Source organism: Microbulbifer mixtoriginis (SeqCode) (assembly GCF_052468275.1).
Genome location: NZ_CP174341.1, coordinates 4576504 through 4591412 on the forward strand (window position 1 = coordinate 4576504; position 14909 = coordinate 4591412).

Consider the following 14909-nt stretch of genomic DNA (forward strand, 5'->3'; position numbering starts at 1 on the left):
CACTCAGTTTTTTATAAAGCATTCAAGTATATTGAGCCACCCTCTAGCCCACTTCTGCCCCCTCTCTTTTATACAATGTACCCTAACACTATGGGGTCTTTGTTTTACATCCCATATAATGGCGGGCTACTCTGTTTTTATTAGTCTTTTACATCGTAGTTTATGTCTGATTACAGTCCCCACCGCTTTTGCACCGCGCCACTACTCGATTGGAGTGACCGTCACTGCCGCTATATGTGGCGCCTACTGAGTAAATGCGCTCGCCTTTATAGCGAAATGGTGACCACTGGGGCAATTTTGCACGGAGATCGCCAGCGCCACCTGCAATTTGACGCTGCCGAACAACCTGTCGCCCTGCAGCTCGGCGGTAGCGACCCGCGCGAGCTGGCGGAGTGCGCACGAATTGCCGAGGAGTGGGGGTATGCGGAAATCAACCTCAACTGCGGCTGCCCCAGTGACCGGGTTCAGTCTGGACGTTTTGGCGCCTGCCTGATGGCGGAACCAGATGTTGTAGCTGCCGGCTTATCTGCAATGCGTGACTCAGTGTCTATTCCGGTCACAGTCAAACACCGTATCGGTATAGACGATATGGAAGACTACCCTGGCCTGACCCGTTTTGTGGAGGCGCAGGCAGCCATCGGCACAGAGACATTTATCGTCCATGCCCGCAAAGCCTGGCTGCAGGGCCTCAGCCCAAAGGAAAACCGCGAAATCCCACCGCTTAACTACGATATGGTTTACCAGCTAAAAAAGGATTACCCACAGCTGCAAGTCATCATTAATGGTGGCATTAATTCTCTGGAAGAATGCCAGCAACATTTACAGCGGGTAGATGGTGTTATGCTCGGTCGCGCCGCCTATCAGACCCCAGCACTTCTTTCACAAGTGGACAGTGTGTTGTTTGGAGAAAATGAAGGACCCGATGCCGCGCAAGTGGTCGAGCAGATGTTGCCCTATATCGAGCGAGAACTGGCAAGTGGTCAACGCCTCAACCATATTACCCGGCATATGCTCGGGCTCTTTCAGGGCCTGCCCGGGGCACGCCGTTTCCGTCGTCATCTGAGTGAAAATGCTCACAAGAAAGGGGCAGGGCCTGAGGTTGTGGAGCAAGCTTTGTCACTGGTCACCCAAGCGGCTTAACTTGGAAGGCCAGTATTTCATAGGAAGGGAAGCCAAATACTATCGAGGGAATCGCGATGAATAAACTGGATCAACTCAAACAGCGCAGCCAGGTGGTAGCAGATACTGGCGATATTGATGCCATACGCCGCTATCGCCCCCAGGATGCCACCACCAATCCCTCTTTACTCTTTAAGGCTGCCCAACTGCCCCAATACAAGGGCCTGATCCAAGAGTCACTGGACTGGGCAACTCACCACCACAGTGGCGCTAACTCCTCTGAAACAGCGCGGCTGGCTGCAATCAAGCTGGCTGTCAGTATCGGCAGTGAAATATTGCAATTGATCCCTGGGGTAGTCTCTACCGAGGTGGACGCGCGCCTGTCTTTCGATACCCGCGCCACTATTGATTACGCCAGACACCTTGTGGCCCTATACGAGCGCGAAGGCGTAGCCCGGGAGCGAGTACTAATTAAAGTCGCCGCCACCTGGGAGGGAATAGCAGCAGCAGAGATATTGGAACGGGAGGGCATTCACTGCAACCTCACCCTGCTGTTCTGTTTGAGCCAAGCGATTGCCTGCGCCGAAGCTGGAGTAACACTGATCTCTCCCTTTGTGGGCCGCATCCTCGACTGGCATCTAGCCAATGGAGACCGCAAAGCCTTTAGCGGTGAAGAGGATCCCGGTGTACTGTCGGTACGCAATATCTATCATTATTATAAGTCGCGCGACTACTCCACCATTGTGATGGGCGCCAGCTTCCGCAACACGGAGGAGATCGAAGCGCTGGCCGGATGCGATCGCCTAACCATCAGCCCTCAGCTGCTCCAGTCTCTGGAAGAGAGCGAGGGTTTATTGGTTGGTGGGCTTCCCACGGTCAACGAACCGCTGTCACGCCCTGAGGGGCGACTCTGCGAAGCGGCATTCCGCTACCAACTCAACAGTGATGCCATGGCCACAGAAAAGCTCGCCGAGGGTATCCGTAATTTTGTCAAAGATCAGGAGCGGCTCGAAATGCTGCTGCAGAGCCAAGTGATGGGACGCCGGGAAACTGATGCTGCAACAAATCCGTAAGCTGTTTGAACAGATTGGCAACAGTGCCGATGTTGAAATGCACGATGAAAAAGACGTGCGAATGATTAGTGCCGCCTTACTGGTTGAGGTGGCTACTGTGGATCAAAAGCTAGACCCGCGCGAACGTAACACTTTGATCGAACTACTTTGCCAACACTACGCGCTGAGCAGCCATGCGGCGGCAGAGATTATTGATGAAGCCATAGAGCAAAGGGAGCGAGCCACTTCCCTGTTTGAGTTTACCCAGGCCGTCAATGACCAGTTCAGCGAGCGAGACAAGTACCTGCTGGTTCGGCAGATGTGGCAGGTGGCTTTTTCCGACGATGTGATCGAGGCTTTTGAAGAACATCTAATCCGCCGGGTTTCCGAGTTAATTTACCTTCCCCACGGACTCTTTACCCGCGCACGGGCGGAAGCTAGAGACATGCGGAGTAGCTGAAAAGTTTTGCCGGGGCGTTAAAACTTTGAAGGAGGGTGTTTGTTAAATCTCAGTGCAGGTGCGCGGAGGACTTGCTGTGGGAGCCACATTCTAGCTCGAGGGTATGGACCAGATCGCGAAAGGTTTCCGCATTTTGCTCGTTCATACTCATCAGCACCCGGTGTGCCTCTAGTACCTTCTCCCGAGCAGCACATTCATCCGGGGTTTTACAGACCAACGGAGTTGTCTCCACGGAGAAATCACGTTTCTCATCGCTGATTTCCATCAGGGAGTCGAAACCCATCGCATCTAGCAGATGTTGAATGCCCCTATCGGCAAGGAATACCAAGGGCTTCTGGCAGCCACGCTCCTGTGCGCGAATCGCGATCTTGGCCATCAGCCCCAGGGTTGTGCTATCCACACCCTCGGCACCGTGTAAGTCAAAGGCCACACCGGCAAAGTCACTGCTTGCAAACATATTATCGATAAAACTATCGAAAGAAGTGCATAGGTTGAGGCGAACATCGCCCATCAATTTAATGATGTAAACGCCCTGGTGGGCCCCAACCATAATTTGCCCGGACTGCATAACAACCCCTGGCTCACCCGAACACACTCAGTGGATTAAAGTGTACTGGATGGCGAAAGTTCACTGGTAGAGCAAAAATGCTTGCGGCGGTTTTGCCGCCTCGGCACTTTTGTGCATAGGATGGGCGGAGCTTACTCCTGACTGCTGGGACTGACAAGAGTGCTAGGGCATGAAATTCGACTATTTAGTCGCAGAAATGCCACCTCTAAACGTGGGCAAGGGTAAGAATTGTAATGTCATCGGGTAATGCGCCAAAAGTGTCCACTTTCAGGCTCTCACACAGTACTCCCAACTCACCGCCCGTAGCGCTTATCAACTCTAGTAACCGCTCTTCTTTTTGCAGTAAATCGCCTTCGAGTAACTCCAGTACACCATCGGAGCAGGCCACCAACCGCCAACTGCTGGGCAGCTCGGCACACATTACCTGCCAGTCACCCCGCTCAAAAATGCCCAAGGGCCGCCCCTTGCCCGGCAGCCAGTCGGCGCCAGCGACACTGGCAAGCGCCGGCATGGGAATCTGTCCGGCGACGGCATAGTGCAGTTGGCTAGCGGCGGTATCTACCACACCGATAAACATGCTGGCGTGTTTACCCATACCTGTGGATAAGAGCTCGCGGTTAATCAACTCCAAAACTTCCAACAAGTCGGAGTCCAGGGACTCCAGTTGGGAAAACAAAGGGCGCTCACGCAGGCGATGCATCACGCTGTTTTTGATCAGTGCCGTAACCAATGCGGAGGACACCCCATGCCCTGAGACATCCACCAGATAAAACGCCACAAAGCGCTCGCCGAACAAACCGTAATCGACAAAATCGCCGCTGAGATACAGAGAGGGGATCAGGCGGTAGGCGGCCTCAACGCCGCCGGGATAAAAATAGGGACTGCGTGGCAACAGGTGCTGCTGCAGCAAGCGACCGGCCTCCTGATCACGGCGCAATACTTCTACGTGCTCGCGCAGCTCGCTATTGCGCTGCTCCAGGGTGTTGCGGTACTCAATATTCTGCTGGGCGAGGTTTTCCGCGCCGGTGATACGGCAGATTACTTTATCGATCAATGCAGCCTGTTGAATGGGTTTGATCAGATAATCGCAGGCCCCCAGACGCATGGCCTGTAATACTTCGTGAAGCTCACCCTGCTCGGCAATCATTACAACCGCCGTCGCCGGGGAGCGGAGCTTGATTTTGCGCAGTACCTCCAACCCATCCATATCGGGCAGGAGTAGATCGACGATAACCAGCTGAAACAGTTCGGGAGTAAATTGTTCTATGCCTTGCTGGCCACTATCAGCTACAGCAACTGAAAGCCCTTGACGCGAAAGCGCTCCACGCAAGAAATTGCGGGAGCGCTCATCATCGGTCAGTAACAGGCTACTGGGGCCGGCCATGGCAGGCTCTTTTGGAAAGAGGGTTAACTAGCTGTTGCTCAGTAGTCACTGGACTCTTCGACTTCCCCCTGATCGATTGCCTCGGCAGCTTCGGTCGCGGTATCCACATCCACTTCACCATCCACAATCAAGAAGTCGCGGCGCTGCAGGTAGGCGTCGCGCAGCAGAATATAGCGATCACCCTGCAGAAGGGATTCAGCCTTCAGCAGGCTAGCGCGACTCTGGATAATATCGGTAGCCTTAAGCGTATAGCGAGTGGGATCGTGCTCCACATAGGTCAGAGGATTGGTGTAGTAATCCACCACTCTAGCTGGCGTATCCCGCACCGTGGAGGGCCCTAGCAGTGGCAACACCAGGTAGGGACCAGAGGGTACCCCCCAAACCGCTAGAGTTTGGCCAAAGTCCTCACCGTCACCTTTCTCCAAGCCCATATGCTTGGCAACATCAAAAAGACCGGCAATACCAATGGTGGTATTGATTAGCAGACGACCGGCGTCATTACCCGCCTGGCCCCACTTGCCCTGTAACACACCATTAAAGGTATTGGTTACTTCAGCCAGATTACTGAAAAAGTTGCTTACACCTTGCTGTACAAATATCGGGGTAATCTGCCGATAACTCACAGCCGCCGGTTTTAGCACATAGCGATCCGCGCCGTCATTGAAGCTGAATATGGCGCGGTTAAATCCCTCCCAGGGATCGCGAAGAGAAAAGTCTTCACCTTCCTCACTCTCAAACTCTTCCGCGGGGTCAAAGCCATACTCATCCAGTAGTGAACCATTGGACTCACCACTAACGTCATTCTGCTCTACCGCCTCAGGCTGGGCTGAGGGAGTGGCGGCGTCACCAAATGGGTCCTGTGTCGCCAAAGCGCCCATGGGGGAGATGGCCAGTAATGCGGCCATCAACCAGGGCGATAAATCTCTGCGTCCTAGCAAAACCCTGCTCCTCTTCTAACAAATTTCAAGGTCAAGGATTCTAACGCCCCCGCAAACTGTAAACCACCCTCGGCAGCATAGCAGCTGGTATTCATCAAAGATGCCGCAGTTTCAGGCAAGCACACGCTGTCACAGAAAGGTAATTTGCGCCAGAAATCCTAGGCCCGGCCGATCTACTCTGTCGCCTGCGGCCGCAAACCAGCGATCACTCCGTTATCCAGTAATTTCTGGAGTAACTCAATACCGAAGCCGAAAAGGGCTTCGCTATCGACTTGCGGTAGCTCGGCAGCAATTTGTGCCAAGAGCTGCTCCCCTGTGACATCACCCTCTGAGGCCAACTGCAATAGTCGTGCGGTTACTGCATTGATTTCCATAAAGCTGACTTCATCGCTAAGGTCGCGATAGACCAGCAAGAAGGTGGGAGAATCAGCTGGCTCCTGGGGCTGATAGGTAGGACCGATACGGTGCACCGGGAAACGGTAACTGAGACTCCACACCAGCGGTGACACCACCGGAATAGAGGTCAATAAATCTCCCTGGCGATCCAGGTCGGTGGGAATCTCCTCAGTACTCACATCCAGCGCCAGCTCCACCCACTCATAATGAGCCAGCTCCAATAGAAACGCTGGGTCTTCCTCCCGCTGTTCCCTCTCCTGTTGCAGGTAAGTGAGAAACTCCTCACTAATCTGCAGAAAGTAGGGGCTCTTGGAAGTGTGGTGCTGAACAAAATCACGCACCATTTTGTGCCAGTGCTCATCACTGTAGAGGCTGCGTAATACAGGGAAACCACTGGCAATAAAAGATTCGATATTGTTGTAAATCAGGTCCCGATATATGGCAACTCGCCGGTCCTCAATATCCTCTGGCGCCTCAACTTGATCAGGGGCGCGTAGGTGATTGGCTAAAGCCCGCTGTAAGCCTTGGAACCTGGCTGTCTTATCGGCGACTGATGACATAGCTCTCTTCTTCTCGGTGACAGGCCTGAATGCTCTTGATCTGTTCCACTTCCTGAAACAATTGCGGCAGCGGTGGGATATTGAAATCGCGCTCCAGCAAGGTCGGCATGACACCGTGTACCTCGTAGGCTTTGTTCAACAACTGCCACACGGGATCAATCACTGCAGCACCGTGTGTATCCACTTTCAGATCATCCGCCTCATCGTAATGCCCCGCTACATGTACATAACGCATACGCTCGGAGGGAAGCCCGCGCAAAAATTCCAGGGGGTCATAGCGATGATTGATTGAATTCACATAGATATTATTTACGTCGAGCAGAAGGTCGCAGTCCGCCTCTTGCAGGACCGCCTGCAAAAATGCCAGCTCACTCATCTCCTGACCCGGCGCCGCATAATAGGAGACATTCTCCATGGCAATACGTTGCTCCAGGGTATCCTGCACAATGCGAATTCGCTCGGCGACATACATTACCGCTTCTTCGGTAAAGGGGATGGGTAATAAATCGTAGAGATGGCCCTTATCTGAGCAGTAGCTCAAGTGCTCGCTGTAAAGACGGATATTGTGATCGCGGATAAACTGCTTGATCGAAGCAAGCAGGTCCATATCCAGCGGGTCAGACGAGCCAATAGATAGAGACAGGCCATGTAGGATAAATGGATATCGTTCGCTGAGCTGGTGAAACCAGCGGCCATAGCGCCCGCCGACGCCAATCCAATTCTCCGGCGCCACCTCAAAGAAATCCACCGCACCCGATGGAAGTTCTTCACCCATCATAGAGCGACGCAGCCCGAGACCGGCACCCTCCACTGGATAATTACGCACCGCTATTTGCCTCTAGTGATAGTGAAAAGTACTTGGGGCGGCCCTTAACACAGTGCCGCCCCAATCGCGCGTGTTGGGGTATTAGTTACCGCATTTCCCCTCGCCGCACTTACCTTCTTTCTTTTTACCTTCTCCACACTTACCTTCGCCGCATTTACCTTCTTTCTTTTTGCCTTCGCCGCATTTACCTTCTTTCTTTTTGCCTTCGCCGCATTTACCTTCTTTCTTTTTACCTTCGCCGCATTTACCTTCTTTATTCTTGCCGTGGCCGCACTTGCCTTCTTTCTCCTTGTCATCGTGATCGGCCAGAGCCAAGTTATAACCGGAGGTGAGCTCAGCAGCGGCAAACGGGTTAGCTTCAGCGGTGGATGCAGATACATTCATCGCAGCAGTTGCAATAAAAGCAGCACCAACAGCAGCTGCTACAGGGGAAAGATGCTTCTTGTTCATAATGAATCTCCTAACTAATACCCAATGTAATATAACTCTCTATGACTTTTTCTATGTCCCGCAACAGTATAATGATGCGCACTGAAAAACCGTCATATTGTGAAACCGGCTCACAGCCATCACATATTTAATGATGCCGCGTATGCTTACCGACTCTCATTCATCTGTCGGGCCAGTTTGGGAAATATTACACAAGGCCACAAATTTTTTTGTGAACTGTGGCTAAGCAGTACTCAACCGAGCAGCTCCATGCCATCAATTTCTATCCAAACTTTGTGCAGGCGCTTGGCAGAGATCGGCATCAGAGTCTTTAACGTCTGTGCAAACAGGCTCACACGGAATTCCTCAAGCATCCAGCGATACTCTACCAGCGCAGGCTCTGAAGCCAGCTCTCTCCTCGAAAACTTCTCAATCTGATTATCGAAAGACTCGGCAGCCTTGTGGTACTCCACTTGCAACTTGCGGTCGCGGTTTGGATCGAGGGCCGCCTTTTCCAGACGCACAGAAATCGCCTTGAGATAACGGCCATACTGGCGCAACCATTGCAGAGGGGTATCAAACAAGACACCCCGGTAGAAAAGTCCTGCCAATTGTTGCTGGATATCCCCCACCGCCATAGCGACTGCCAGGTTCTTTTGCTGTTTGATCTGCTTGCGCAGGGGGACCAATTGCCCCAGGGCTTTGACCAAAAGGTCGCCAATTTCCTGGGCCACTCCCACCAAATCACCCTCTTTCTCCAGTGCAGATAGAAACTCAGCTTCACTGCGTGGCCAGTTTTCATCTCCCCAGAAGACTTCACGCGCGGCGGCCATCAGAATATCGTCTGCCACTTCTTCGCGGCGGCCCAGATCTGCGGCGGAAAGCCCCAACTCTTTGCCACGCAACAGCTCTTTACGTAGATATTTCACCTTCTCGGGCAAGTGCAACAGAGCCAGGCGGCAGATCCCAGCACGACTCAGGCGACGCGCTTCAGCGGGATTATCCAGCAATTTCAGGGAAACACTTTCCTTAGCTTCTACGAGCGCCGGATAGGCGCGCACCTTGAGCCCTCCCTGATCGAGGGTATGAGTTTCCGGCAGTTCACCAAAATCCCAGCTGGTAATATCATCCCGCTCGAAGCTATCGCCTGCATTTGCCAGTCCCTGCTGTACCCGGTCGCGATAGCGTGCCTGCAATAGCGAGAGATCGCGATCCTGATCCAGCAATTTTCCTGACTCATCCAACACCTGAATATTAAAGCGGTAGAAATCTTCCAAGGAATGTTCCGCAGATTCCCAGGCATCTTCAGGTAGCTTCTGAGCGGTCTGACGTTGCAGCTCCAAGGCCAGCGACTGACATAGGGGAGTATTGTCTGCGCGCAGTCGCGGCAGGGCCTTATCCACAGCCGCCGGTACCGGTACAAAGTATTTGCGCCACTGTTTCGGCAGGGCTTTTATTAGGGCGATACATTTATCTCGTAAAATTCCAGGCACCAACCAGGAGAGTCGAGCGGCAGGCACCTGATGTAACGCCCCAACGGGCACCTGGATACTGACGCCATCATCCACACTGCCGGGCTCGAAGTGATAACGGAGTGGGTAAACAATACCCCCAGCCTGCAGTTCGTTAGGGAATTGCGCCTCACCCACGTGATCAGCACTCTGCTGCATCAACAACTCACGGGGGACAAACAGCAACTGCGGATCACTGGTTTCAGCTTTCTTGCGCCAATGCTCAAACCCGGCCAGGTTGACGATATCTGCGGGAACTAGTTCATCGAAAAAGCGATAAACCACTTCATCGTCCACCAAAATATCCCGGCGACGGGACTTGGCTTCCAACTCTTCCAGGGACTTCAACAGATCAGTGTAGTGCTTATAAAAACGACCCTTGCCGCGATAACGCTGTTCCACTAATGCTTGGCGAATAAATACTTCCCGGGCGATTTGCGGGTCCAACTTGCCATAGGGGATACGGCGTTTTTCTACCAGTACCAAACCGTACAGAGAGACTTTTTCAAAAGCCATTACTTGCCCAGAGCGGACATCGTAGTGGGGCTCAAAATAATTGCGTTTTACCAGGTGCTTAGACGCAGCCAACACCCAGTCCGGTTCTATTTTCGCAACAGTGTGGGCGAACAAGCGGCTGGTTTCTAATAACTGAGCGGAAACCACCCAGCGCGGAGGTTTTTTAAACTGGCCGGAGCCGGGGAAAATATGGAAGCGACGATTACGACAACCGATAAATTCCTTATTCTCATCTCGAGCGCCAATATTACCGAGTAAACCCACGACAATGGCCCGGTGTATTGCCTCGTACTCCGCAGGTTCTTTGTTTTCTTTGACTTCGAGGTCCCGGCAAGCCACACGCAATTGGTGGTGAATATCTCTCCACTCACGCATACGCAGCCAGGATAAGAAGTTTTTCTGGCACCATTTGCGCAGCTGGTTTTGGCTCAGTTCCTGGCGCTGAGTCTCGAAGGCATCCCATAGCTGCACAAAGGATAGAAAATCCGATTGCTCATGCTGCCACTGTCGGTGCTTTTCATCCGCCGCTTGGCGCTTTTCCGCCGGGCGTTCGCGCGGGTCCTGCACGGCCAGGGCGGCGACAATAATTAATAATTCGCGCGCACTGCCATTGTCCGCACCGGCCAGCAACATTCGACTCAATCGTGGGTCCAGCGGCAAACGTGAAAGTGCGCGGCCCAGTTTGGTTACTCTGCCCTGGTCATCGACTGCCTGTAATTCCTGCAACAATTTATAGCCGTCATTGATCAGGCGCGGATCGGGCGGATCGACAAAGGGAAACTCACGGATATCGCCGATACGCAGCTGCAACATTTGCAGGATTACCGCTGCCAGATTAGTGCGCAGAATTTCCGCATCGGTAAATTCTGCGCGCTGTGCAAAGTCCCGCTCCTCATACAAGCGCACACAGACACCGGCACTGACACGACCACAGCGGCCAGCGCGCTGGTTGGCACTGGCCTGTGAAACCGGCTCTATGGGCAATCGCTGGATTTTGCTGCGATAGCTGTAACGGCTGACACGCGCAGTACCCGGGTCAATCACATAGCGAATTCCCGGCACCGTAATGGAGGTCTCCGCCACATTGGTGGCCAGCACGATACGGCGACCTTTATGACCGTGAAAGACCTTAGCCTGTTCTGCCAGACTTAATCGCGCATATAAGGGCAGTATCTCTAACTGAGCTATCTGCGCATCCCGCAAAGCCTTGGCACACTCGCGGATTTCCCGTTCACCACTCATAAATACCAGGATGTCCCCGCCGCGCCGGCTGCTGGACTTTTCCTCATGCAGTAACTCTTCAACTGCTGCGACAACCTGCTCATTGAGGTCGGCATCGCTATCTGCCGTCGGGCGATAGTGAATTTCCACCGGGTAGGTGCGACCAGATACTTCGATAATCGGTGCGTCATCAAAGTGCTGAGAGAATTTTTCTAGATCAATCGTAGCTGAGGTAATAATCAGTTTTAAATCTGGGCGCTTGGGCAGAATGGTTTTTAAATAGCCCAGTAGAAAATCAATATTGAGGCTGCGTTCATGGGCCTCGTCGATAATCAACGTATCGTATTTATTCAAGAACGGGTCGCGCTGAATTTCAGCCAGCAGAATACCGTCAGTCATCAATTTGACATGAGTGTGCTCAGTGCTGTGGTCGGTAAAACGCACTTGGTAACCAACTGATTCCCCCAAAGGTTGCTGCAATTCTTCAGCAATTCGATTGGCCACTGTGCGCGCGGCAATTCTACGTGGCTGCGTATGCCCAATCTGGCCATAAATACCCCGCCCCAGGGACAGGCAGATTTTGGGTAACTGGGTGGTTTTACCGGAGCCGGTTTCACCAGCGATAACAACAACCTGATGCTTTTCGATCAGCTCGGCGATTTCCTCACGCCGCGCCACGACCGGCAACGACTCCGGCCACTGCACTTCGGGCAATTTGCCCTGGCGCTCTTCTGCCAAAGACTGTGAAACCTGCAGCTGCTGTTCCAGCTGGGCCAACATACGATCGACCGGCTTGCCCTCTTTCTGGCGCCGGCGCACATTTTTAACCGTTCGATACAGCTGGTAGCGGTCCCGCCCCATACAGCCAGAGATTCGGGCCTGTAAAGCGCCCAGGCTTTTATCTGCTTCGGTGTGACTCATAATTCATACAGAATTGGTAAACGGGAGATTATACCCGCACTTTGCTAAGGGGCAGAAAATCCCTTGGTGGCGCTCAACTATACTGGTCCAGATAGTGATTTTTTTCACAGGCGCACTGCTTTTGGTGGCAGTGCTGCGCCTTAGGGTCACACCTTGCGAGCAGTACTATGCAAGAGATCAAGCCCAAGCCCCCCGCCAGCGCCGGACAGCTGTTTGGCCACCCCAAAGGGTTGTTTCTGCTGTTTGGCACCGAGATGTGGGAACGTCTCAGCTACTACGGCATGCGCGGTATTTTTGTCTTTTACCTGACTTCCACTGCCACTGCCGCAGTCTTCGGCTGGGAACAGCTCACCGATACTGAATTGCAGTCCAAAGCCCTGAGCTATCTGGGCTGGTACGCCATGTTGGTGTACCTGACCCCCATTATCGGTGGCTGGATGGCTGACAACCGCTGGGGGCAGCGCCGTTGCATCATGTTTGGCGGTACCCTGATGATGCTGGGGCAATTCTCCCTGGGTTTTCCTCATACCTGGCTACCAGACGGTAGTGAGATTTACATGCTGTGGCTGGGGCTGGCCCTACTGATTATCGGCAATGGTTTCTTTAAACCGAACATCTCCACTATGGTCGGGGATCTCTACGAAGAGGGGGACCACCGCCGCGATACCGCATTTACTATTTTCTATATGGGGATCAACCTGGGCTCAATTCTCGGTTATTTGGTCGTAGGCTGGATTGGGGAAAAGGTGGACTACCAGCTCGCCTTTATTGTTGCAGGCATTGGTATGTTGCTGGGCCTGATTCTGCAAATGACTCAAGCCAAACGCTACTTGGGAGAAATAGGCGTAGAACCCTCCGCTCATCTGGAACTGAAAAATAAAAAAGACGAGGAGGAAAATAAACACCGCCCCCTCACACAGGAAGAGCGGGATCGCATTAAAGTCATTCTGGTTCTGGGTGTGTTTATCGTGGTTTTTTGGGCTGGTTTTGAGCAAGCTGCCGGGTCAATGAATCTATTTGCCAAGTACCGCACCGACCTAAATATCTTTGGATGGGAAATTCCTGCCAGCTGGCTACAAATGGTCAATCCCTTGTTTATTATTATCCTCGCACCGATTATGGCCTCTATCTGGGTAGGTATGGGAGATCGCGAGCCGAGTTCACCGGCTAAATTCAGCTTGGGGTTAGTTTTTCTCGGAATCGGTTTTCTCTCTATGTGCGGCGCGGCACTACAAATCGGCGACTCCGAGACCATTAAAGCAAGCATCTGGTGGCTGATTTTCGCCTACATTTTTCACACCATTGGTGAACTTTGCCTGTCACCTATCGGACTTTCTGTGGTGACTAAATTATCTCCCCTGCGCTATTTATCCCTGATGATGGGACTCTGGTTTGCCTTTATTGGTATCGCCAACAAAGGGGCAGCAGAGATCGGTAAATTAGTGGGGGTTTCTGGACCACTCGCCACTTTCGGCGGTGTCGCACTAACTGCCATAGTGGCCGGTTTTATTCTATATTTGATTCGTGAAAAACTAGTGGATTGGATGCACGGTGCAGAAGAGGTGCATGTTACAGTGGGCGAAACCACCAGAGAAGAAATCAGTATTACTGCTGATCACGAGGGAACGCCACCCAAACACTTCAGCGGTAATAAAGAGTAGTACTTGATTAACTCTAAAATTATCTATCGGGTAGTTCGGCACAGGAGTGTGCCGCCTGTGGATAATTCCTTGCCTAAAACTCCTTAGATTAGAGCTTCTTGCAAGGAACCTTCATTGACGCCGCTATTAGCGGCCTTTGACTAAATAGGCAATCGCCCGATCCAATCCCTCAAGGGTCATCGGATACATATGGCCATCCACTAGACGCTGGGTCATGCCGATACTGGGCGTAAACTGCCAATACTCCTCATCAACCGGATTTAGCCAGATCAGATTGTGGTAAATATCGGTGATACGTTCCATCCAGGCTGCACCCGGCTCTTCATTCATATGCTCAACACTGCCGAAACGGCTGGTAATTTCGTAGGGTGCCATAGAGGCATCACCGACAAAGATAACCTTGTAGTCCTTGCCATAGGTACGCAGTACTTCCAACAGAGACGTATTCTCGCTATAGCGCCGCTGGTTGTCTTTCCACACATGTTCATAGACAAAGTTGTGAAAATAAAAATACTCCAAATGCTTAAATTCTGAGCGGCAGGCAGAGAATAACTCTTCACACACACGCACATAAGGGTCCATAGAACCGCCCACATCGAAAAAGATCAGCACTTTTATTGCGTTGTGCCGCTCTGGCACCATCTTAATATCCAACAAACCCGCATTGCGCGCAGTGGAAGAAATGGTGTTATTCAAATCCAGTTCTTCTGCTGCGCCAGTGCGGGCAAATTTACGCAACTTGCGCAGAGCCACTTGGATATTGCGGGTTCCCAGGCTGATACTGTCATCCAGATTTTTAAATTGGCGCTTCTCCCAAACCTTGGATGCCGAGCGATTACGTCCCTGCCCTCCCACCCGAATACCACCAGGGTGATAGCCACTGTTACCAAAAGGGCTGGTGCCACCGGTGCCTATCCAGCGATTGCCGCCACTGTGGCGCTTTTTCTGCTCTTCGAGACGCTTTTTGAATTCCTCCAGCAACTTTTCCAAACCACCCAGGCTTTGGACTTTAGCCTTTTCCTCTTCGCTTAATTGCTTGAGGAATTCCGCTCTGAGCCAGTCTTCCGGAATCATTTGCTCAACGATATCGTCGAGGGTTTCCAAATCTTTGAAATAGGCCTCGAAAGCGCGATCGAACTTATCGAAATGTTTTTCATCCTTCACCAAGCAGACACGAGCGAGGAAATAAAATTCCTCCAGATCTGCAAAAACCAGGCGCTGCTGTAAAGCCTCCAGCAAGGCCAACAACTCGGTGATGGATACCGGTAATTTATAGCGACGTAAATTCAGGAAAAAGCCAATCAGCATAGTAATTCGCAGTCAGCAATGGGAGAAAATGCTCAGTGG

General features: G+C 52.3%; 12 protein-coding genes. 4 read left to right on the plus strand and 8 right to left on the minus strand.

Going from position 1 to position 14909, the window contains the following annotated elements; genetic code table 11:
- Window positions 1-162: 162 nt before the first annotated feature.
- The 3 genes from dusA to ACJJIC_RS20010 are packed head-to-tail and all read left to right on the plus strand — an operon-like array spanning window position 163 to window position 2631.
- Window positions 163-1140: a tRNA dihydrouridine(20/20a) synthase DusA gene (gene dusA, locus ACJJIC_RS20000; RefSeq protein ID WP_444883867.1), complete on the plus strand. Its 978-nt coding sequence runs from the start codon at window positions 163-165 to the stop codon at window positions 1138-1140.
- 56 nt (window positions 1141-1196) lie between these two features.
- The gene (gene tal, locus ACJJIC_RS20005) at window positions 1197-2192 is read left to right on the plus strand and encodes a transaldolase (RefSeq protein ID WP_444888090.1); all 996 of its coding nucleotides are present in this window, start codon (window positions 1197-1199) and stop codon (window positions 2190-2192) included.
- Window positions 2173-2631, plus strand: coding sequence for a tellurite resistance TerB family protein (locus ACJJIC_RS20010; RefSeq protein ID WP_252084695.1), 459 nt, complete (start codon window positions 2173-2175; stop codon window positions 2629-2631). Before tal ends, ACJJIC_RS20010 begins: the two co-directional genes overlap by 20 nt.
- A 49-nt stretch (window positions 2632-2680) precedes the next feature.
- On the opposite strand, the gene ACJJIC_RS20015 is transcribed toward ACJJIC_RS20010, so the two are convergent.
- The 7 genes from ACJJIC_RS20015 to hrpA form a co-directional block, all read right to left on the minus strand.
- Entirely contained in the window at window positions 2681-3199 is a 519-nt protein-coding gene (locus ACJJIC_RS20015; RefSeq protein WP_252084694.1) for an STAS domain-containing protein, read from the minus strand.
- 205 nt (window positions 3200-3404) lie between these two features.
- Window positions 3405-4583, minus strand: coding sequence for a PP2C family protein-serine/threonine phosphatase (locus ACJJIC_RS20020; RefSeq protein WP_444899001.1), 1179 nt, complete (start codon window positions 4581-4583; stop codon window positions 3405-3407).
- A 38-nt stretch (window positions 4584-4621) separates the two neighbouring features.
- Complete coding sequence (locus tag ACJJIC_RS20025; RefSeq protein WP_444908780.1) at window positions 4622-5521, minus strand: MlaA family lipoprotein; 900 nt, start codon at window positions 5519-5521, stop codon at window positions 4622-4624.
- 173 nt (window positions 5522-5694) lie between these two features.
- Window positions 5695-6477 carry an HvfC family RiPP maturation protein gene (locus ACJJIC_RS20030; protein ID WP_252084691.1) on the minus strand — a complete coding sequence of 261 codons (783 nt, stop codon included), beginning with the start codon at window positions 6475-6477 and terminating at the stop codon, window positions 5695-5697.
- Window positions 6458-7303 (minus strand): HvfB family MNIO-type RiPP peptide maturase, encoded by an 846-nt coding sequence (locus tag ACJJIC_RS20035; protein ID WP_445357732.1) that lies wholly within the window; start codon window positions 7301-7303, stop codon window positions 6458-6460. The genes ACJJIC_RS20030 and ACJJIC_RS20035 overlap by 20 nt, the downstream gene beginning before the upstream one ends.
- 81 nt (window positions 7304-7384) lie before the next feature.
- Window positions 7385-7753, minus strand: coding sequence for an HvfA family oxazolone/thioamide-modified RiPP metallophore (locus ACJJIC_RS20040; RefSeq protein WP_445357733.1), 369 nt, complete (start codon window positions 7751-7753; stop codon window positions 7385-7387).
- Window positions 7754-7986: 233 nt separating this feature from the next.
- Window positions 7987-11901: an ATP-dependent RNA helicase HrpA gene (gene hrpA, locus ACJJIC_RS20045; protein WP_445357734.1), complete on the minus strand. Its 3915-nt coding sequence runs from the start codon at window positions 11899-11901 to the stop codon at window positions 7987-7989.
- Window positions 11902-12068: 167 nt separating this feature from the next.
- Here hrpA and ACJJIC_RS20050 point away from each other — a divergent pair, with 167 nt between their 5' ends.
- On the plus strand, window positions 12069-13562 hold the full coding sequence (locus ACJJIC_RS20050) for a peptide MFS transporter (RefSeq protein ID WP_444891251.1): 1494 nt from the start codon (window positions 12069-12071) through the stop codon (window positions 13560-13562).
- Between the two features lie 126 nt (window positions 13563-13688).
- On the opposite strand, the gene ACJJIC_RS20055 is transcribed toward ACJJIC_RS20050, so the two are convergent.
- A complete protein-coding gene (locus tag ACJJIC_RS20055; RefSeq protein WP_252084687.1) occupies window positions 13689-14870 on the minus strand; it encodes a vWA domain-containing protein in 1182 nt (393 codons plus the stop codon).
- Window positions 14871-14909 lie beyond the last annotated feature (39 nt).